At 41.1% G+C, this 19,089-nt stretch carries 16 protein-coding genes; 10 read left to right on the top strand and 6 right to left on the bottom strand.

Going from position 1 to position 19,089, the window contains the following annotated elements; genetic code table 11:
• Positions 1-63: 63 nt before the first annotated feature.
• Together ptsI and ptsH are read right to left on the bottom strand one after the other, a co-directional pair.
• The gene (gene ptsI / locus ACJ7Z2_RS04170) at positions 64-1,785 is read right to left on the bottom strand and encodes a phosphoenolpyruvate-protein phosphotransferase PtsI (protein ID WP_409500883.1); all 1,722 of its coding nucleotides are present in this window, start codon (positions 1,783-1,785) and stop codon (positions 64-66) included.
• Positions 1,786-1,906: 121 nt separating this feature from the next.
• Positions 1,907-2,164, bottom strand: a complete 258-nt coding sequence (ptsH, locus tag ACJ7Z2_RS04165; RefSeq protein WP_126301646.1) for a phosphocarrier protein Hpr — start codon at positions 2,162-2,164, stop codon at positions 1,907-1,909.
• A gap of 260 nt (positions 2,165-2,424) precedes the next feature.
• Between ptsH and thiP the strand changes: the two genes are divergently transcribed.
• From thiP to ACJ7Z2_RS04150, 3 genes are all read left to right on the top strand, one after another.
• Positions 2,425-3,999 carry a thiamine/thiamine pyrophosphate ABC transporter permease ThiP gene (gene thiP / locus ACJ7Z2_RS04160; RefSeq protein ID WP_409500882.1) on the top strand — a complete coding sequence of 525 codons (1,575 nt, stop codon included), beginning with the start codon at positions 2,425-2,427 and terminating at the stop codon, positions 3,997-3,999.
• Positions 3,996-4,643, top strand: a complete 648-nt coding sequence (gene thiQ, locus ACJ7Z2_RS04155; RefSeq protein ID WP_409500881.1) for a thiamine ABC transporter ATP-binding protein — start codon at positions 3,996-3,998, stop codon at positions 4,641-4,643. The genes thiP and thiQ overlap by 4 nt, the downstream gene beginning before the upstream one ends.
• A gap of 117 nt (positions 4,644-4,760) precedes the next feature.
• Positions 4,761-6,179, top strand: a complete 1,419-nt coding sequence (locus tag ACJ7Z2_RS04150) for a sucrose-specific PTS transporter subunit IIBC (RefSeq protein ID WP_040081185.1) — start codon at positions 4,761-4,763, stop codon at positions 6,177-6,179.
• A 115-nt stretch (positions 6,180-6,294) separates the two neighbouring features.
• On the opposite strand, the gene map is transcribed toward ACJ7Z2_RS04150, so the two are convergent.
• Positions 6,295-7,098, bottom strand: coding sequence for a type I methionyl aminopeptidase (gene map / locus ACJ7Z2_RS04145; RefSeq protein WP_006250417.1), 804 nt, complete (start codon positions 7,096-7,098; stop codon positions 6,295-6,297).
• 85 nt (positions 7,099-7,183) lie between these two features.
• Positions 7,184-7,849, bottom strand: coding sequence for a 7-cyano-7-deazaguanine/7-aminomethyl-7-deazaguanine transporter (locus ACJ7Z2_RS04140; RefSeq protein ID WP_021279454.1), 666 nt, complete (start codon positions 7,847-7,849; stop codon positions 7,184-7,186).
• A gap of 192 nt (positions 7,850-8,041) precedes the next feature.
• On the opposite strand from ACJ7Z2_RS04140, the gene ACJ7Z2_RS04135 reads away from it, so the two are divergent.
• Positions 8,042-8,731 (top strand): pirin family protein, encoded by a 690-nt coding sequence (locus ACJ7Z2_RS04135; protein ID WP_409500880.1) that lies wholly within the window; start codon positions 8,042-8,044, stop codon positions 8,729-8,731.
• A 69-nt stretch (positions 8,732-8,800) separates the two neighbouring features.
• On the opposite strand, the gene ACJ7Z2_RS04130 is transcribed toward ACJ7Z2_RS04135, so the two are convergent.
• On the bottom strand, positions 8,801-9,592 hold the full coding sequence (locus tag ACJ7Z2_RS04130; protein ID WP_040081189.1) for a D-hexose-6-phosphate mutarotase: 792 nt from the start codon (positions 9,590-9,592) through the stop codon (positions 8,801-8,803).
• A gap of 123 nt (positions 9,593-9,715) precedes the next feature.
• Here ACJ7Z2_RS04130 and fbp point away from each other — a divergent pair, with 123 nt between their 5' ends.
• Positions 9,716-10,720: a class 1 fructose-bisphosphatase gene (gene fbp / locus ACJ7Z2_RS04125; RefSeq protein ID WP_126301640.1), complete on the top strand. Its 1,005-nt coding sequence runs from the start codon at positions 9,716-9,718 to the stop codon at positions 10,718-10,720.
• Positions 10,721-10,903: 183 nt separating this feature from the next.
• The gene (locus ACJ7Z2_RS04120) at positions 10,904-15,412 is read left to right on the top strand and encodes a S6 family peptidase (RefSeq protein WP_409500879.1); all 4,509 of its coding nucleotides are present in this window, start codon (positions 10,904-10,906) and stop codon (positions 15,410-15,412) included.
• Between the two features lie 54 nt (positions 15,413-15,466).
• Here the strand turns inward: ACJ7Z2_RS04120 and mobA are convergent, their stop codons facing one another.
• Entirely contained in the window at positions 15,467-16,594 is a 1,128-nt protein-coding gene (gene mobA, locus ACJ7Z2_RS04115) for a molybdenum cofactor guanylyltransferase MobA (protein WP_409500878.1), read from the bottom strand.
• Between the two features lie 91 nt (positions 16,595-16,685).
• Here mobA and ACJ7Z2_RS04110 point away from each other — a divergent pair, with 91 nt between their 5' ends.
• The 4 genes from ACJ7Z2_RS04110 to ACJ7Z2_RS04095 all read left to right on the top strand — a co-directional run bounded on the left by ACJ7Z2_RS04110 (position 16,686) and on the right by ACJ7Z2_RS04095 (position 19,058).
• Positions 16,686-16,955: a YihD family protein gene (locus tag ACJ7Z2_RS04110; RefSeq protein ID WP_040081194.1), complete on the top strand. Its 270-nt coding sequence runs from the start codon at positions 16,686-16,688 to the stop codon at positions 16,953-16,955.
• Between the two features lie 43 nt (positions 16,956-16,998).
• Positions 16,999-17,637, top strand: a complete 639-nt coding sequence (dsbA, locus tag ACJ7Z2_RS04105; protein ID WP_409500877.1) for a thiol:disulfide interchange protein DsbA — start codon at positions 16,999-17,001, stop codon at positions 17,635-17,637.
• Positions 17,638-17,722: 85 nt separating this feature from the next.
• The gene (locus ACJ7Z2_RS04100; RefSeq protein ID WP_409500876.1) at positions 17,723-18,763 is read left to right on the top strand and encodes an LLM class flavin-dependent oxidoreductase; all 1,041 of its coding nucleotides are present in this window, start codon (positions 17,723-17,725) and stop codon (positions 18,761-18,763) included.
• 1 nt (position 18,764) lies between these two features.
• Positions 18,765-19,058: a YfcZ/YiiS family protein gene (locus ACJ7Z2_RS04095; RefSeq protein ID WP_409500875.1), complete on the top strand. Its 294-nt coding sequence runs from the start codon at positions 18,765-18,767 to the stop codon at positions 19,056-19,058.
• The last annotated feature ends 31 nt before the right edge of the window (positions 19,059-19,089 follow it).

The raw sequence follows: 19,089 nt of genomic DNA, 5'->3' as shown, positions 1-19,089 counted from the left end.
TAGATACAAAATTCTCGTACATTTTATACGAGAATTTTGTATTTGTATGCTAAATAATTAAAATTAGTTTAATTTCTGATAAAACTCATCCACTAAGCGTTCAATATCTGCAGAAGTTGGTTGAGCAAGTGCCTCATCAGCTAATGCTTTGGCATCGGCAAAATTAATTGAGCGAATGAGTTTTTTAACGTGTGGCACAGAGATACCACTCATACTAAATTCATCTAATCCCATACCGAGCAACAACGCAGTTGCACGCACGTCACCGGCTAATTCACCACACATACCTGTCCATTTACCTTCAGCGTGTGAAGCATCAATAACTTGCTTGATTAAGTTTAAGACTGATGGGCTTAATGGGTTATATAAATGAGCAATAATTTCATTACCACGGTCAACCGCTAAAGTATATTGAGTTAAGTCATTAGTGCCGATACTAAAGAAGTCCGCTTCTTTTGCAAGATGACGTGCATTTACCGCTGCTGATGGGGTTTCCACCATAATACCTAGTTTTAAATTCTCATCAAAAGCGTGACCTTCTGCACGTAATTGATCTTTCAATTCCGCAACGATGGATTTTAATAAGCGGATTTCTTCTACCGAGATAATCATCGGGAACATTACCGCTAAATTACCAAACGCAGAAGCACGTAATACCGCACGTAATTGAGTATCTAAAATTTCACGGCGGGTAAAACCGATACGCACTGCACGCCAGCCTAAGAACGGGTTCATCTCTTTCGGTAAATCAAGGTATGGTAACTCTTTATCACCGCCGATATCCATTGTACGCAGAATGACCATTTGACCATTCATTGCTTCAACAATCTCTTTGTAGGCTTGGAATTGCTCTTCTTCTCCCGGTAATTGAGTACGATCCATAAACAAAAACTCAGTACGGTATAAACCAACCGCTTCACCACCGTTGCGTAATACACCTTCTACATCACGAATAGTACCAATATTCCCTGCCACATCGACTTTATGGCCATCTAATGTTTGAGCAGGCAGCTCTTTTAATTTGGCTAATTCTTCTTTTTCCGCATTTAATTTCTCTTGTAATGCTTTGAAATTAGCGATTTTTTCTTCCGATGGATTTAAATGTACTTCATTGTTCACTGCATCTAAAATCAGAAAATCACCAGTTTTAACTAGGGAAGTAACATTGTTAGTACCAACAATGGCAGGAAGCTCTAGGGAACGAGCCATAATAGAAGTGTGAGAAGTACGACCACCGATATCGGTAATAAAGCCTAATACTTTATCTAAATTTAATTGAGCTGTTTCGGAAGGGGTTAAGTCATAAGCGACTAAAATAACTTCATCTTGAATATCACCAAGATCTACGATATTCATATTTAAAATATTGCGTACCAAGCGATTACCAATATCACGAATATCACCTGCACGTTCTTTTAAATATTCATCGTCAATTTCCGCAAGCATTGAAGCCTGCATCTCAATCACTTTACTTGCTGCAACATCCGCAGTCACAAGATTATCAGTAAGGTAACTCAAAATTTCTTCTTCAAGCTCTTCATCTTCTAAGATCATCAAGTGGCCTTCGAAAATCGCCTCTTTTTCCTCACCTAATGTACGGCGAGCTTTTTCTTTAATCGCGGTTAATTGAGCAGCTGCTTTTTCGCGGCCTGTAAAGAATTTTGCTTTTTCAGCCTCAACTTCGCTTTCAGTAATTTTGCGAGTATTTAGTACAATCGGCTCTTCTTTTAAAACCAATGCTTTTCCAAACACTGCACCAGGGGAAGCTGCGATACCTGTAATCATAATTGTGTCCTTAATTTAAGATGATGTAAAAATCATCTGGATGTTACATAGCAAAACACTTTATTGTAGCTTATTAAGCTACAATAAAGTGACATAAATCTTAAATCCGAGAATAGAAAAATTATTCTAAAGTAGGAATCAAATCAACTAAGAAATCAACTGCTTTTTGCTCATCTTCGCCTTCCGCAGAAATTGTAATTGTTGTGCCTTGAGTCAAACCTAATGTTTGTAATTTGAATAAGCTTTTTGCACTTGCACTTTTACCACCTGAAGTCACAGTGATATCAGAAGCAAAACCTTTAGCTGCTTTTACAAACTCAGCCGCTGGGCGAGTGTGTAAACCATTTGGAGCAGTAATAACAACATCTTTTGAGTACATAAAATCTTCCTCTTAAATTTGAAAGTTAAAAAAATTTGTTTTAATCCATTTATTTTGCGCACGCAACTTTACTACAAATTCAAATTAAAAACACGCTAAAAAGCGCAAAAACTCGTCGTATCACCCTGCCAAATAGGGTGTTTTTTAATCTAACTTAAAAATCATTTGTCGAATATCAAGATTCTAGCACACACTTAAGCGGAAATGTTACAATAATTTCGCTACCACTTCTTTCACTTATATTCTAAATTTGGAGCAATATGCTTAGCACATTAACCAAAACAACCGCATGGTTTATCTACTTTAGTATTATTGCCCTCTATGCTTTTAGTCTATGGGCGTTAATGGGCTATCACCAAAATGACACCTTATTTGTTTTTTCCGATATAACGTCCACGGTCGCTTATAGCCTACTTCAAGCCAGCCTCTCTGCGGTAATTTCACTCTTTTTAGGCAGCCTACTGGCAAGATCTTTCTTTTATTTGGACTTTAAAGGAAAAAATTTACTCTACAAAACCATTTCGTTTATCTGGGCATTGCCCTCACTGGTAATTATTTTTGCGGTAATTGGCGTATTTGGTAACTCAGGCTGGCTGGCCAAACTTTTCCAACAACTCGGTTTTAATTGGCAATTCAATTTATACGGCTTGCACGGCATCATTTTGGCTCACTGCCTGTTTAACATTCCTTTTGTAATGAAATATTACATAAGCGGACTAAACTTAATTCCAAGTAGCCGCTTTCAGCTTGCGGCTCAATTAAACCTAAAAGGTTGGAACTATCTCCAAATTGTAGAACTGCCGGTTATCAAAACTTTGCTGCCTTATATTTTTATGACCGTTTTTCTGGTCTGCTTTACCAGCTTTCCTATCGTATTAATGTTAGGTGGTAGCCCAAAATACAGCACTCTCGAAGTAGCGATTTATCAAGCGGTCACTTTTGAATTTGATTTTGCAAAAGCGGTTATCTTGATTGCGGTGCAATTTGTGGTGGGTATTGGCTTACAATTTGTGATGAACCGCATCTCAACCTCCGCCCTCAAACAGCTAAAACAGCAACCCAACCGTGTAGAAATTTGGAAACCAAAGCCTACCGGACTGGCTAAACTCGGGTTACAAGCGGTTATATTTTTGCAAAGTTTTGCAATAATCCTACCGCTTGTAAGCGTAGTTTGGGCAGGTCTGAGTGTATCAAAATTCAGTGAGCGTTTGCTTAACCCTGCTTTATGGCAAGCCGCGCAATTTTCTTTATACTTAAGCCTCATAGCTACCCTATTTGTAATTGCAATCAGCTATTTGATTGCACTTGAGGCACGCCAATTACTCTATAAAAAAGCCAAACTCGGATACAGCGTCCTCACCGCAATTACCCTCTTTCCGTTACTTCTACCAATCTTTCTACTATCGGTTGGTTTGTTTATTTTATTAATGAATAGCGAACTCTCAACTGAGGTGTTACTGTTACTGGTCGGCTTATGCAACGGCTTAACATTACTGCCTTTTATTTACCCGATGCTTTTTTCTGCCATGTGGAATAGCCTGACCTCACACGATAAACTAGCCCAAGAACTTGGGCTGAGGGGAATGAGGCGTTGGTGGATTGTGGAAAAAAATCAGCTAATTCGACCGCTTGTCACCACCTTTGCATTAGCAATGTCATCAAGTTTAGGGAGTTTCACCGTCATTGCATTTTTCGGCAGTGCAGATTTCAGCTCACTCCCTTATTTACTCTACCAACAGCTTGGTAGCTATAGAACCGAAGATGCTGGCGTTACCGCACTGATTCTGATGTTATTTGCGTTACTACCATTCTTATTCACTAAGGATAAACTATGATCGAACTGGATCTCCACTTCACTTACGAGCAAATGAATATGCACTTTCAGCTTTCTGTTAAATCGGGAGAACGCATTGCGGTGATTGGTGAAAGCGGAGCAGGCAAAAGCACATTGCTTAATCTAATTGCCGGTTTTGAAAAGCCCGAAAGTCAGCAAAGCCTGCTGTGGTTAAATCAGGAAAATCATCTTGATACCGAAGTTGCACAACGCCCTGTTTCAATGCTATTCCAAGATAACAATATTTTCCCGCACTTAACGGTAGAACAAAACATCGGCTTAGCTCTAGTACCGAGTTTGTTGCTCAATCCGAAACAAAAAGCACAGGTTAAACAAATTGCTGCGCAAATGGGGCTAGAAACCTTCCTTCAGCGTCAAGCCGAACAACTGTCGGGCGGACAAAAACAGCGGGTGGCGCTAGCCCGTACCTTATTGCGAGATAAGCCGATTTTATTATTGGATGAACCCTTCTCCGCCCTCGACCCGCAACGCCGAGCCGAGTTACAGCAAATCGTGTTTGAAATTTGCCAAAGCCGAAATTTAACCCTGTTAATGGTAACTCACCAATTTGAAGAGAGCCTGTTTTTGTTTAATCGAGTGCTTACCGTTTATAATGGAAAAATTATTTCCGATCAAAAACTCTAAAACAGCTCAAAATGTGATCTACTTCACAAATTTGGAAATATTTTAAATCTTCTCTTTTTTAGCTAAACCGTTTTAGTTAAAATGCAAGCGATTATTTTCTATGAAAGGTAAATTCAAATGAACTATCCCCAAATTGCAGAACAAACGATTGCGAAATTAGGTGGTAAAGAAAACATTACTACTCTTGCTCACTGCGCTACCCGTTTACGTTTAACCATTGCTGATGAATCCAAAATTGATAAAGAAGCGATTGAAAATATTGAAGGCGTGAAAGGTCAATTCTCTACTTCCGGTCAATACCAAATTATTTTTGGATCAGGCACGGTAAATGAAGTGTATGCCCAAATGCAAAAACAAATGGGTATGGCAGATATGTCCACCTCTGAAGTAGCGGCTGCCGGTGCAGCAAATCAGCCATTACTACAACGTTTGGTAAAAGGCTTAGCCGATATTTTCGTGCCGATCATTCCGGCTATTGTGGCTGGTGGTTTGCTAATGGGTATTCACTCAATGCTAACGGCAGTCAGTTTCTTCTGGGAAGGTGAATCTGTTGTTAGCCGTTATCCGAATATTTCCGATTTAGTTGATTTCATCAACACTATTGCTAACGCACCATTTGTATTCTTACCTGTATTACTCGGTTTCTCAGCTACACGCAAATTTGGCGGTAATCCATTCTTAGGTGCGGCACTTGGTATGTTATTGGTTCACCCAGCACTTGCAGATGGTTGGAACTATGCCAAAACCTTAATGGAAGGTAACATCAAATACTGGAATATTTTCGGCTTAGAAATTGAAAAAGTGGGTTATCAAGGCACGGTTATTCCAACTATCGTTTCGGCTTGGGTGTTAGCAACCCTTGAGAAAACTTTCCGTAAATTTGTACCGAGCTATTTAGATAACTTAGTGACGCCAATGATGTCATTATTTATCGCCGGTATTTTAGCTTTCACTGTAATCGGACCATTGGGTCGTGAAGCAGGTTCAGCGATTTCAGCAGGCTTAACGTGGTTATATGACAGCTTAGGCTTTATCGGTGGAGCAATTTTCGGTACATTCTACGCTCCAATCGTGATTACCGGTATGCATCAAACCTTTATTGCGGTTGAAACCCAATTATTAGCTGAAGTAGCACAAACCGGCGGTACATTTATCTTCCCGATTGCAGCAATGTCTAACATTGCACAAGGTGCAGCCTGTTTAGGTGTAGCTTTTGCAATGAAAGATGCCAAAGTGCGTGGTTTAGCCGTGCCGTCAGGTATTTCAGCCCTGTTAGGTATCACCGAACCGGCAATGTTCGGAGTAAATTTACGCTACCGCCAAGCCTTTATTGCAGCGATGATCGGTTCAGGTTTAGCCAGTGCATTTATCGCTTTCTTTAATGTGAAAGCAATTGCCTTAGGTGCAGCCGGTTTCTTAGGTATTCCGTCGATTAAACCTGACAGCCTTGCAATGTATTCTGTCGGTATGGTAATTTCATTTGTAGTTGCCTTTACCATTTCAGCCATTTGGGTGAAAAAAGCACAAGCGAAATAATCAAAAATAGATCACAAAAAAGGGATTAAGTGTTAGCTTAATCCCTTTTGTTTTTAAACGTCTTAGCTTAACAATGAGTTTCGCAAGCGGTCATTTTTCGCTAAAAATTTGCAAATTAGCTGTTGTGCATAATTCGAGAAATACGCCCTTCGGCAATCTCTTCATCCCGAATTGTTAGCACTTCACAACCGTCTTTAGTCACTACAATTTGATGCTCATATTGTGCGGAGTGGCTGCGGTCTTTGGTTTTCACTGTCCAACCGTCACCCATTAAGCGGACTTCTTTTTTGCCAGCATTCACCATTGGCTCAATCGTAAACACCATACCTTCTTTTAACACTACACCACCATCATCGGTAGCATAATGCACCACTTGCGGATCGCAATGGAATTCGGTACCAATGCCGTGTCCACAATATTCACGCACCACCGAAAAGCCTTCTTTTTCCACATATTTTTGAATCGCTGTACCAATTTCTTTTAAACGCACCCCCGCTTTCACGGTGCGAATCCCGACATAAAGGGACTCTAGCGTAACCGCCATTAAGCGTTTATCCCGCACACTTGGCTCACCGACTACATACATCATCGAGTTATCGCCATAGTAGCCGTCTTTGATGACGGTTACATCAATGTTTAAAATATCGCCTTTTTTCAGCTTCTTGTCATCACTTGGGATACCGTGACAAACGACCTCATTTAACGAAATGCACACCGATTTTGGGAAGCCGTGATAGCCCAAACTGGCTGAAGTTGCCCCATTTGCCAAAATGTATTCGTGACAAATTTTATCTAATTCACCAGTTGTTACGCCCTCTTTCACATAAGGGGCGATCATTACTAAAACATCTGAAGCCAGTTTACAGGCTACTCGTAGTTTTTGAATTTCTTCTTCGTTTCTTAATGGAATATTATTCATTACATTGCTCTCTGCTATATCTGCCATAAAAAGTAAGGGGATTATACCTTTTTTCAGCACAATCCCCAAACCTCAGTTTAGATTTCTACTTTAAATCAAGTTTCTTCATAATGAAATTTAATATCACACCATAAAGCGGTAGAAATAGCAGTAGGCTTACAAAGAGTTTAAACGCATAATCGACCGCACCAATAGTAAACCAATGCTCTGCCATATATTCATCGCTACTTTTATAAAATGCAACAGCAAAGAACACAAAAGTATCAATTAAAGTACCAAAAATGGTTGAACAGGTTGGAGCAAGCCACCACCGCTTACCTTGTCTTAAGCTATTAAACACTAGAACGTCTAATAATTGCCCAACTAAATAAGCTGCAAAGCTAGCCAGTGCAATACGGAAAACAAAAAAATTGAACTCAGTTAATGCACTAAAGCCTTGAAATTGGGTTTCAAAGAATAAAACGGAAATCACATAGCTTATGACAAGTGCCGGAAACATCACAACAAAAATGATTTTTCTAGCAAGATCTGCACCAAATACACGCACGGTTAAATCAGTCGCTAAGAAAATAAATGGAAATGTTAACGTCCCCCAAGTTGTCGGGAAGCTAAATTCCGTTAGTGGTACTTGAACTTCAAAGCTAATTTGCACTAAATAGTTGCTAATTGCGATGATAAAAATGTGGAAAAGTGAAAGTAAAATTAGAGAACGACGTTTGTTCTCATCCGAAAAATAAGTAGTAAAGTTCATATTGTATCCTTTTTCGTTAAATGAAAACTTGAGGTAAGGGAACTCAAGGGGGCGTTATTCTATACACTTTCCCATAAAAATCAAGCCCCTATTATTTCAAAAAATGAAACAATTAATCTATTAAATTAGGGTTTATCTATTTTTGGCATAAAGTAAAATGGCACAACTTAACACTTATATAAGGAATAGATAATGTTACAACTTAGAAAAGCCAATGAACGAGGCGATGGATCTTTTGGCTGGCTTGAAAGCTACCACACGTTCTCCTTTGCCAATTATTACGACCCAAAACATATCCATTTTTCACATTTGCGAGTTATCAACGAGGATTTCATTGCACCGAATCACGGTTTCGGTAAACACCCTCATGATAATATGGAAATTTTAACTTATGTGTTAAACGGACGTGTGGCTCACGAAGACAGTATGGGTAATAAAACCGAAGTAAAAGCTGGCGAATTTCAAATTATGTCTGCCGGAACCGGGGTTTTCCATTCAGAAATTAATCCAGATCCGAATGAAACCTTACACCTTTACCAGATTTGGATTATCCCAAACCAAAAAGATGTGACCCCACGCTACAGCCAAGACAAATTTACCCCGAAAGAGGGAGCCACCTTGATTCTTTCGCCAAACGCAGAAGAAGGTTCATTTAAAATTTACCAAGATATGAAGCTGTGGCGTTATCAATACCCGAGTGCAAAATCGGATAGCATTGCCTTAAACTCGAACCGCAATTATTGGTTACAAGTAGTGAAAGGAAATTTAAGCGTGAACGGCGTTGAGCTTTCTACCAGCGATGCTTTAGGCATTCGCCAAGAAGCGCTGCTTGAAATCAACGTTCAAGATAACGTGGAATTTTTACTGTTTGATCTAGTGTAAATACAAAAAAAACAAGCAGTTAAATTTGTAAACAATATTACTAATTCAGCTGCTTGCTCTCATTAAACATTATCGCACCAAAATTCTCACTCCTAGCGTTTCATTTTGTTGAAGTAAGGTATTTATCCGTGCTGTTTCCACACATACCATATTTTGATACGCCGTTTCTGTCATCGCACTAATAGTATTATGCCAAGGATTCCAAAGTACGGTTTCGGTCGCATTAATATGCTCCACTTTAATGGTGCGCTGATTTGCAAAATCTTGAATAAAATTCACCGCTTGTGCCGGATAAATACAATCCACATTTTCACTTATCTTGCGAGGCGATGGCACTTCAACTTCTTGATTCGTCAATTTATCAAAACATTGTGTTGCCAAGCCTTGTACTTCCATTTTCGTAATATCACCGACCTGAAAATAAGTATGCAATGCAGCCTGTGCCGGCTCCGGTGCTAAGTGAGTAAAATACAACTCACAGACTTCGCCTAGTATCATCTCGAGTTTTGCCTGATTTTCTAACCCCAAAACAACACGAATCCCATCTGCTGAGGAAGTATGTTCCAGCAAATTCCACGCTTGAATACGGGCTGTGCCGTGAGCAGGCTTTTTGTCTGTACCAAACCAAGGGTGGCAAATCGGAATGCCGCCACGAATCGCCACACCTGTTTGGAAAGGTTCAATTTCACTTAACCATAATACATCTTGCTGAGTATTTTTAGGTTGCCAACTCAGTAACTGCGCACCTTGCAATGCAATTTTAGCCTTCACTTTGGAGTGATTAATCTCTAAAACATCCAATTCATTATATTTTGCTAATGCTATTTCAGGGCTGATCATTTTGATTCGTAGATTATTCATCGTATTGCTCCTCATCTTGAAAGATAAAATGTGAAGTGGATCACAGAATTAAAGCTTAAACCGCTACCTCTTTAAAGGTAATCGTTATAATAAGGGCATTCTAACATAGCGAAGGAGAAAAAAATGAAAACACTCGGCGAATTTATTATTGAAAAACAAGCAGAATACCCAGGGGCAAAAGGGGAATTAAGTGGGATTTTATCTTCTATTCGTTTAGCCGCTAAAATTATTCATCGAGAAATCAACCGTGCCGGTTTAAGTCAAGATATTTTAGGTACTGCAGGTTCTGAAAATGTACAGGGTGAAGCCCAAATGAAACTTGATGTATTCGCCAACGAAACGATGAAAAAAGCGTTACTTGCACGTGAAGATGTTGCCGGATTTGCATCGGAAGAAGATGATAATTTTGTTGCCTTTGATAATGAGCGTGGGAGAAATGCAAAATATATTTTAATGACCGATCCGCTTGATGGCTCCTCCAATATTGAAGTGAATGTTTCTGTGGGGACAATCTTCTCTATTTACCGCCGTGTCTCCCCTATCGGCACCCCAGTAACACAAGAAGATTTCTTGCAGGAAGGGCGTAAACAAGTTGCCGCCGGTTATGTTACTTATGGTTCTTCAACCATGCTGGTTTACACCACAGGCAATGGCGTGAACGGTTTTACCTATGATCCGTCATTAGGCTTATTTATTCTTTCACACCCTGATCTAAAAACCCCTACCGAAGGAAAATATTACTCCATCAATGAAGGGCAGTATGTTACTTTCCCACAAGGTGTGAAACGCTTTATTAAGTATTGCCAAGAAACCGATGAAGCCAGCAAACGTCCATACTCTTCACGCTATATCGGCTCGCTGGTGTCCGATTTCCACCGCAATTTATTAAAAGGCGGTATTTATATTTACCCAACCTCCACCGTATATCCAAAAGGGAAATTGCGTTTACTCTATGAATGCAACCCGATTGCGTTTCTTGCCGAACAAGCCGGAGGAATGGCGACAGATGGTATTAATCCGATTTTAGATATTAAGCCAACAGAGCTACACCAGCGTGTACCGTTCTTTGTCGGTTCAACCTCAATGGTCAAACAAGCGGGCGAATTTATGCAAGAATTTGCAAAATAATGCTCCTGCTTATCACTCAATAAAACTTTCAACAAAGCAGCTGCGTATTCCGTAGCTGCTTTTGCCTATCTTAAGATTGTAAATTTGTATAAAAAACAGGTAAGACCTCTTGCCAAATAAATAATTATCTATAGAATACCCCACCTTTTTACTCCATTAATATTAGCAATTTATTAACATTTTATGATAAATAAAAACTTTCCACTTTCTTACCTTGCCAGCTTTGTGGCATTTGCTGTTAGTTTATCTGCAACAGCCTCTGTTTTCAGAGATGATATCGATCTTCAATACTACCGTGATTTTGCGGAGAATAAGGGTAAATTCACCGTAGGTGCAAGCAATATTGAAATTAAAGATAAAAGTGGCAATACATTAGATGCACTCTTCCCAAATGTACCGATGCCAGATTTTAGTGCTGCAAACCGTAACTTAGGGATAGCAACTCTAGTTGCACCGCAATATTTAGTCAGCGTTGCCCATAATACACAATACAATACTGTGGAATTTGGCGCCCCAGGCACTAATGCCGATGCACACCACTACACTTACAAAGTCGTTGATCGTAACGACTATGAAAAAGTTGATGGAGATCGCCATCACGACTACCAAGTGCCTCGTTTAAATAAGTTAGTGACCGAAGTTGTGCCAACAACGGCCACTGATTTAGGGAACAATGCGGCTATCTATCAAGACAGCAGCCGTTTTAGTCATTTCGCTCGTTTAGGCTCTGGTCGTCAAATTCTTAAAAATACAGAACATCAAGATACTCAAATTTCGGGATCTTACCAATATTTAATTGGCGGTGTACATTTGCCTGTAGGAAACCGTTCTGATTACTGGCTAGATTTTAAAGGCAGCGCATTAAATAACAGCCCATATGGGGCATTAACTGCATTTGGTACTCGTGGTGATAGTGGTTCAGGTGTGTATGGTTACGATCAGAAAACGAAACGCTGGTTACTACTAGCTACTTACACCTTTGGTACGCCTGCAAACAACTACTATAACCGTGCTGGTATTATCCGTCAGGATTATCACGATAAACAGTTTGCTGAAGATATTGCCGGCACATTAACCAATGCACAACAAAATGCCGTCTTTGAATGGTCTACACAGGGTAAAGACAGTAGCATTGGTAATAAAGGACAAAACTTAACGGTTTCGCTTGCCGATCGTTCAATTAAAGACAATAGCGCTTCTCCATTAGGCTATGGTGGTACACCTCAGCTACAACTTCCGCAAGACAACACAGGAAAAACCCTAAACATTGAAGGAAAAGATAGCACTATCGTATTGAAAACCGATATTGACCAAGGTGCTGGTGCATTATATTTCAATGCTAATACTACTGTTCGACCTGAAAACGACCAAACTTGGCTTGGTGCCGGGATAGTTGTTGCTAAAGATAAGCAAGTCAACTGGCAAGTCAAAAACCCACAAGGCGACCGTTTATCTAAATTGGGCGAAGGTACGCTACATATTAACGGTAAAGGCGAAAACCTTGGTGACATTAGTGTTGGACAAGGCACTGTCATTTTGAATCAACAAGCGGGTGAAAATGGCAAAAAATCTGCATTTAACCAAGTTGGTATTGTGAGCGGCCGTTCAACCGTTGTATTAAACAGTGCTGATCAAGTCGATCCAAATAAGATTTACTTTGGCTTCCGTGGTGGTCGTTTAGATCTCAACGGCAACGACATTGCGTTTAATCGTATTCAAAACAGTGATAATGGTGCGCGTATTGTTAATAATCATCTACAAAAAGCTGCAACACTCACCATTAATGGTCCGAAAGCTCCTGAAGCAACAGACTTAAAATGGGGAACGTGGAAAGAAAACGGTGCTGATATTTATGAATACATTAATCCACGAGCTAATAACCGTACCGATTACTTTACACTTAAAGGCAATCCAAACCAATATATGCCAACGAATGGCGCAAGTAATGCCCACTGGACCTTCCTCTCTTCTGACAAGGATACAGCAGTAAAACAAGTACTCGCGCAAAAAGGTCTAGAGCATCGCTATAATAGCTTTAACGGTTTTATTGGCGAAACAGATAACGTCCAACATAACGGTCGTTTGAATGTGGTATATAATCCAAAAGCCTCTACACCGCTGGCAACTGCCTCTGAAGTAACTTGGGGTAAGGGGCTAGTAGCTGGTGCAGATATTTATCAGTTCACCAATCCGAAAACTAAAATTCGGGAATACTTTGCATTAAAAGGTGATCCAAAACAACCTGTTCCTCGCGGTGGCTTAAGCAGCGAGCATTGGGAATTTTTAGCTGCAGATCGCAATCAAGCGATCAACAAAGTATTAGCCCGTAAAAACGCACCAATAGAGCAAGAAAAGCTCAATAGTATTTATACCTTCTCTGGTGGTTTGAACTTAAACGGCGATCTGACTGTGAAAGGCGGTAAAGTGCTACTTTCCGGCAGACCGACTCCTCACGCTTATGATGTGATCAATAAGCAAGATGTAGTTTATGCCGATGATTGGCAAAATCGTCAATTTAAGGCTGATAATATGCAGCTAAACCAATACGCTCAGCTTTATGTTGGTCGTAATGTCTCAAACCTGCAAGCAAACTTGGCAGCGAATGACCATGCACAGCTACATTTAGGCTTTATCAACGGGCAAACTCCAAGTTGCTACTATTCTGAGTACACCGGTAAAACAAGCTGCGATACACAAGCGGTCGTTTCTGATGAAATTTTTGCAACACTGCCCACAACACAAATTAATGGTGATGTCAGCTTGGCAGCACAGAGCCAATTACACATCGGCAAAGCGAACCTGATTGGCACCATTGAAGCAGCAGCAACAACGAGCATTCGTTTAGCTAACCAAGCAAGCTGGACAAATACTGGGGATAGCCGTACTGGCAATTTAGTGGCAGAAAACGGTTCAACCATCAACCTGAATGAAAAATTTGTAACAGGCGAGATACCGACTCGTTTTAATAAGTTGATTATTGACGGTAATTTCCAAGGTAATGCCAAAATCAACTACTTAACCGATATTGCTGCTGGCAAAGGCGATCACCTACAGGTAAATGGTCTCGCCGAGGGAACTTTCACTCTTGCATTGCGCAACAGTGGCAAAGAAGCTGAAGTTGTTAGCCCGTTAAGTTTATTAACTTTAACGCACCACGAGCAAGCCGATAAAGCTAAAGTCTCACTGGAAAATGGTTATGTTGATTTAGGTGCATATCGTTATGTGCTGGCAAATCGAAGCAACGACTATCGCTTATACAATCCGTTAAAAGATGCTAAAGATCGGAATCAGTCGATTGCAACGGCGAAAGCGGAATTAGACCATGCTATTGCAGAAGCGGATAAACAAAAACAGGAAATCAGCCGTTTGAACGCAGAAGCCGAGAAAGAGCGCCAAGCAGAGAAAAATGCTAAACAAGCCGCTGCAAACGCACAATCTCAGCTTAGCCAAGCAAATAGCGAATTAACCCGTTTGCAACAATATGCTGATTACTACCGCCGTTACTATCCAACGTATTACCGCCAAATCCAAGGGCAAATTACGACAGCAAAGCAGAAAGTCACACAAGCGAGTGCTGCACTCACTACAGCAGAAAACAATGCTAAAGCAGCCGCTGCGCAAATTGCTAACGTAGAACAAGCGGTTGAAACTGCACAAAATATTGCAAAACAAGTAGAAGCAAAATTAGCGACCTTACGTATAACTGCTGGAAATAGTGAAGCAATTTTAAACGCTGAGGCACTAAAACTTTGCCAAGAGAATGGTGCAAATTGTGAGCATCTACAAGCACACGCAGACACTGACAGTAGTAATATTCAACAAAGCGACTGGGTAAGCCAATATGCCAATACCGCTCTTTCCGAGCTATCGGCACAAGCAAATTCTGCGTTGCACATCGGGCAAGGGTTAGATCGCCAACTGTTAGCAAAACACGATAAATTCCACGTTTGGAGCAGTTTGGAACATCAAAAAACCGAACACAAATCGGATTTATATCGCCCGTATGAGCAACAAACTAACCTAACTCAGCTCGGGCTGGAATTACCACTCGCAAACAATATCAATGCCGGTGTAGTACTCTCCCGCAACCACGCCGATGCGGAATTTGATGATGGAGTGAACGGCAAGTCCAACTTACTGATGGCAAGCCTATATGGTAAATGGCATTCGGAAAACGGGACTTTCGTCAGCCTAGACGGTAGCTACGGCAAAGCGAAAAACCGTATCAATCTATTCGAGGAAAACCGCTTTAACCGTCATATTATGGCGATTGGGGCAAATCTTGGACATAACTTCGACTTAGCCGGCGTACAAGTTCAGCCTGCTATTGGCGCACGTTACTATCGCTTCAGCGCACAAGATTACAAACTGGGTGAAGTAGAAGTCCGCAGCCCGAAAGCGAACTTTATGGCGTACCAAGCAGGAGTGAAAGTCAGCAAGGCCTTTGACTTATCCGGCTGGAAAGTTGAGCCTAGCTTGGCTGCACATTATGTGGATGCCAGCAGCAAACGCCTGAATGTGGCAGTCAACGACAACACCTTTAGCCAACGTTTCGGACGTTATCTGAAAAGTGAAGTGGGCGTGGGTGTTACAAAAGGTCAATGGCAATTCAGCACTCACTTTGGTCTATTGAAAGGTAACGAAATCGGCAAACAACATTTTGCCGGTTTCAAACTGGGATATAGCTGGTAATTGCTATTAGCCCCTAAACTAAGTAATCGCTTATTTTAGGGGCTTTTTAGTCAATTAATTAGCCGGCTCTTTGCTTGCCTCTAGCCACTGCCGAATAAAATCAGCGAGCTGTTTAACATCATTAATATCCAACCGATTTTCCCGCTCAAGCGGATAATCGGTGGCAGTCGCGATTGTCCATTCATCTAAATCCGGCAACGGTTTTTCAATCTCTTTACGGTGTAGTTGAATTTTCGGCATTGTTTCGTGCTTAAAGCCTTCTACCAAAACTAAATCTACTGTCTCTGGGTCAAATTTTGCAATTAATTGTGAAAATTCGACCGCTTGTTTAGTTTCCGTTTTTTGCTTGGTTTCAATCAGCTGTTTCGTTTCCGTCATTAACGCCCAACGCTCATCGCACACGACCATAGTCGGGTTTGCACCGGCTTCTCGCAAGCGATAGCTGTCTTTGCCTTTTTTATCAATATCGACATTGTGGTGGGAATGTTTAATCAAGCCAACCCGAATACCGCAAGCGGTCAATTTTGGGATTAATTTTTCCAATAAAGTGGTTTTTCCTGTACCACTATAGCCTGTAATCGCTAGGGTTTTGATGGGATATGGATTGAAAGCCGTTAAATCTTCCAAACAATTAAAATTGCGAAATGCGGCTTTATATGCCGAGAAATCCACTGCTACACTTTTTTGGGTTTGAAAAAAACACAATAATCGGCGTTCGCCGGAGGCTAAATAGGCTCTTAAATTTTCCGCCACCGAACGATGCACCAACGCAACCGTTGGGTGTGGGCGGTTGCCATCGTGAGCATAGGCAATTTGAGCCTGATTAATGCGTAATGCCGTGTGTAGCTTTTGCAATAGTTGGCTTGGAATAAACGGCGTGTCACAAGGCACAAACAGTAAATAGTCGCTTTCAATCCGCTCGAACCCGGCAAGCATTCCGCTTAGCGGGCCTTGAAAATCGGGCAAGCTGTCTTGGTAATAAGGTAATTCAGGGTAAAGTTGTTGATATTGTTCCACTGAACGATTGATATTGAGCCAAATATCCTCGATTTGTGGCGAAAGTCGGGATAACAGGTGCGAAATCAACGGTTTTTGATCTAACAGTTGCAACCCTTTTTCCGCCCCGTTCATTCGCCGAGCCAAACCGCCGGCTAAAATTACTGCTGAAATTTTGTCTGTCATTTCCCTCTCCAAACCTGAATTTTTTTGCCAAATGAAAGGTAAAAGTATATTATTCCGCTTACTATTCAACAAGTTTTTTAAGAGGCATACTATGAAATGCAAACGTTTAGAAGAGCTATTGGAACTGCTTGGTGAACATTGGCGGAAAAACCCCGATCTTCACTTAATTGATATTCTGCAACAGCTTTCGGTGGAAGTAGGCGAGCCGGATAATTTTCACGCCCTGCGTGATGAAGTCTTGATTTATCAGCTCAAAATGCGAAATGCCGATAAATTTGAGCCGATTCCGGGCATTAAAAAAGATTATGAAGATGATTTTAAAACCGCATTACTCCGAGCTCGTGGAATTTTAAACGATTAAGTTTGTCTTATTTCTCACTTATCACATTTTTGAAGGAATCATTATGAAGAAATTCGCATTAAAAACCGCACTTGTTGCACTTTCTGCTCTTTTTGCATTTAACTCAACCGCTGTTGCAGCTGATCCAACTGCGGGTAAAGAATATATTGAAGTGCGTAAAGCCCCATCAGCTCAAAAAGAAGTGGTAGAATTTTTCTCATTCTACTGCCCACACTGTTATGATTTTGAGTTAAATTACAAAATTCCAAGCCAAATCAAAGCGAAATTGCCTACAGACAGCAAATTAGTGCAATATCACGTTAATTTCTTAGGTCGCCAATCAGAAGACTTAACCCGTGCGTGGGCATTAGCAATGGCGTTAGGGGCGGAAGATAAAGTAAAAACCGCCTTGTTTGAAGCTGCACAAAAAGATGCGTTTAAATCAATGGACGATATTCGTGCGGTCTTTATTGCTAACGGCATTAGTGCAGAACAGTTTGACAGCGGTATCAACAGCTTTGCAGTAAACGGCTTAGTGAACAAGCAAGTACAATTAGCCGAAGAGTTCCAAATTCGTGGCGTGCCGGCATTTTTCGTGAATGGTCAATACCAGCTTAATTTAGAAGGATTTTCTGATTCAAGTTCAACCAATGATTTTATCCAACGCTATATTGACGCTGTGGTCTTCTTGAGTAAGAAATAATCGTCCCCATATTAAGGTGATGGTTTTACAAGTGCTGAATAGTAAAGCTATTCAGCCTTTTTTATATGCAAACTCGGAGAGCAAAATGACAAATTTATCCATTCTCAACCTAGTGCCGATTCGTGAAGGGCAAACTGCCAAACAAGCGGTCGATTCTATGGTGAAATTAGCAAAACACGCAGAAAATATTGGTATTGAACGCTATTGGATTGCTGAACACCATAATATGAAAAATCTTGCCAGTTCCGCCACGCAATTATTGATTCAACACGCCCTCTCCCACACTGAAAAATTAAGAGTCGGCTCCGGTGGGGTGATGTTACCCAACCACAGCCCTTATATTGTGGCAGAACAATACGGCACACTGGAAACACTCTACCCAAACCGGGTAGAACTCGGGCTTGGGCGAGCGCCCGGCACCGATATGCGAACCGCAACTGCCCTACGCCGCAACGCCCAGAGTTTGCCTTTCCCTGATGAAATCAGCGAATTAAAAGGTTATTTTGACGGTACAAATCTTGTTTCCGCCTATCCGGCACAAGGGCTAAATGTGCCGTTTTATATTCTAGGCTCAAGCCCTGAAAGTGCCTATTTAGCGGCTGAACGAGGTTTGCCTTACGCCTTTGCCTCGCACTTTGCCCCTCGCTTTATGGACGATGCAATCCGCATTTACCACTCACACTTTAAGCCCTCTGAAGTGCTAGATAAACCTTATGTGATTTTAGGCGTGAATGCGATTGTGGCAGAAACTGATGAAGAAGCAGCAAAATTAGCCACCACCCAAACCCAATTTTTCTTAAATGTAGTCACCAATGCCCAACAAAATCTGCAACCACCGCTCGAGTCTGACGACAAAGTGTGGGAAAATTTTGTGAAAGCAGAAATCGTGCCGCATTTCGGGCCGGTTGCCTTTGAGCAAAATGCCCTATACCGCCAAGAGAAAACCGTTGTCCGCCAAATGACCGAATGCTCCTTAATTGGTAGCCCGCAAAGCGTTGAACAACAACTTAAAGCCCTAAAAGCCCGAGTGGAAATTGATGAAATTATGGCGGTAAGCTACATTTTCGATGAGCAAAAACAGCAACAATCCTACACTTGGTTAAAACAAATTACGGATAAGGTGTAATATGAGCAAAACAATGCAACAAAAAGCGGCAGAGGCACATAATATGTGCCGGCTAAAAGGCGATTCGATGTTGGATAACACAGACCGCCAAATTGGCTTTGAGGCAGTCTATGAGAGCGAAACACTGGCTCAACAAGCGGTCGAATTTTTCACACAAAAAGCAAAATCGGTCGAAACCGAACCTTGTGAGATCCAAAGTGAAATCAGCCAAACTGAGGAAGGGTTCTTGATGAAAATGTGGATCACCTTCAGCTGCCAAGCAGAAGTGATTTTGTTCCAAATGGCGGTGCGGTAAACATAAAACCGGAAACACTATCTTAAATACA

Origin of the sequence: Mannheimia glucosida (genome assembly GCF_046267875.1) — a bacterium.
In the GTDB taxonomy this organism is placed as follows: Bacteria; Pseudomonadota; Gammaproteobacteria; order Enterobacterales; family Pasteurellaceae; genus Mannheimia; species Mannheimia glucosida.
This window is presented reverse-complemented; position numbering and strand designations above follow the sequence as displayed.

Coding starts and splice junctions, on each gene's coding strand:
- ptsI (WP_409500883.1), bottom strand. CDS start 1,785: ATGATTACAGGTATCGCAGCTTCCCCTGGTGCAGTGTTTGGAAAAGCA.
- ptsH (WP_126301646.1), bottom strand. CDS start 2,164: ATGTACTCAAAAGATGTTGTTATTACTGCTCCAAATGGTTTACACACT.
- thiP (WP_409500882.1), top strand. CDS start 2,425: ATGCTTAGCACATTAACCAAAACAACCGCATGGTTTATCTACTTTAGT.
- thiQ (WP_409500881.1), top strand. CDS start 3,996: ATGATCGAACTGGATCTCCACTTCACTTACGAGCAAATGAATATGCAC.
- ACJ7Z2_RS04150 (WP_040081185.1), top strand. CDS start 4,761: ATGAACTATCCCCAAATTGCAGAACAAACGATTGCGAAATTAGGTGGT.
- map (WP_006250417.1), bottom strand. CDS start 7,098: ATGAATAATATTCCATTAAGAAACGAAGAAGAAATTCAAAAACTACGA.
- ACJ7Z2_RS04140 (WP_021279454.1), bottom strand. CDS start 7,849: ATGAACTTTACTACTTATTTTTCGGATGAGAACAAACGTCGTTCTCTA.
- ACJ7Z2_RS04135 (WP_409500880.1), top strand. CDS start 8,042: ATGTTACAACTTAGAAAAGCCAATGAACGAGGCGATGGATCTTTTGGC.
- ACJ7Z2_RS04130 (WP_040081189.1), bottom strand. CDS start 9,592: ATGAATAATCTACGAATCAAAATGATCAGCCCTGAAATAGCATTAGCA.
- fbp (WP_126301640.1), top strand. CDS start 9,716: ATGAAAACACTCGGCGAATTTATTATTGAAAAACAAGCAGAATACCCA.
- ACJ7Z2_RS04120 (WP_409500879.1), top strand. CDS start 10,904: ATGATAAATAAAAACTTTCCACTTTCTTACCTTGCCAGCTTTGTGGCA.
- mobA (WP_409500878.1), bottom strand. CDS start 16,594: ATGACAGACAAAATTTCAGCAGTAATTTTAGCCGGCGGTTTGGCTCGG.
- ACJ7Z2_RS04110 (WP_040081194.1), top strand. CDS start 16,686: ATGAAATGCAAACGTTTAGAAGAGCTATTGGAACTGCTTGGTGAACAT.
- dsbA (WP_409500877.1), top strand. CDS start 16,999: ATGAAGAAATTCGCATTAAAAACCGCACTTGTTGCACTTTCTGCTCTT.
- ACJ7Z2_RS04100 (WP_409500876.1), top strand. CDS start 17,723: ATGACAAATTTATCCATTCTCAACCTAGTGCCGATTCGTGAAGGGCAA.
- ACJ7Z2_RS04095 (WP_409500875.1), top strand. CDS start 18,765: ATGAGCAAAACAATGCAACAAAAAGCGGCAGAGGCACATAATATGTGC.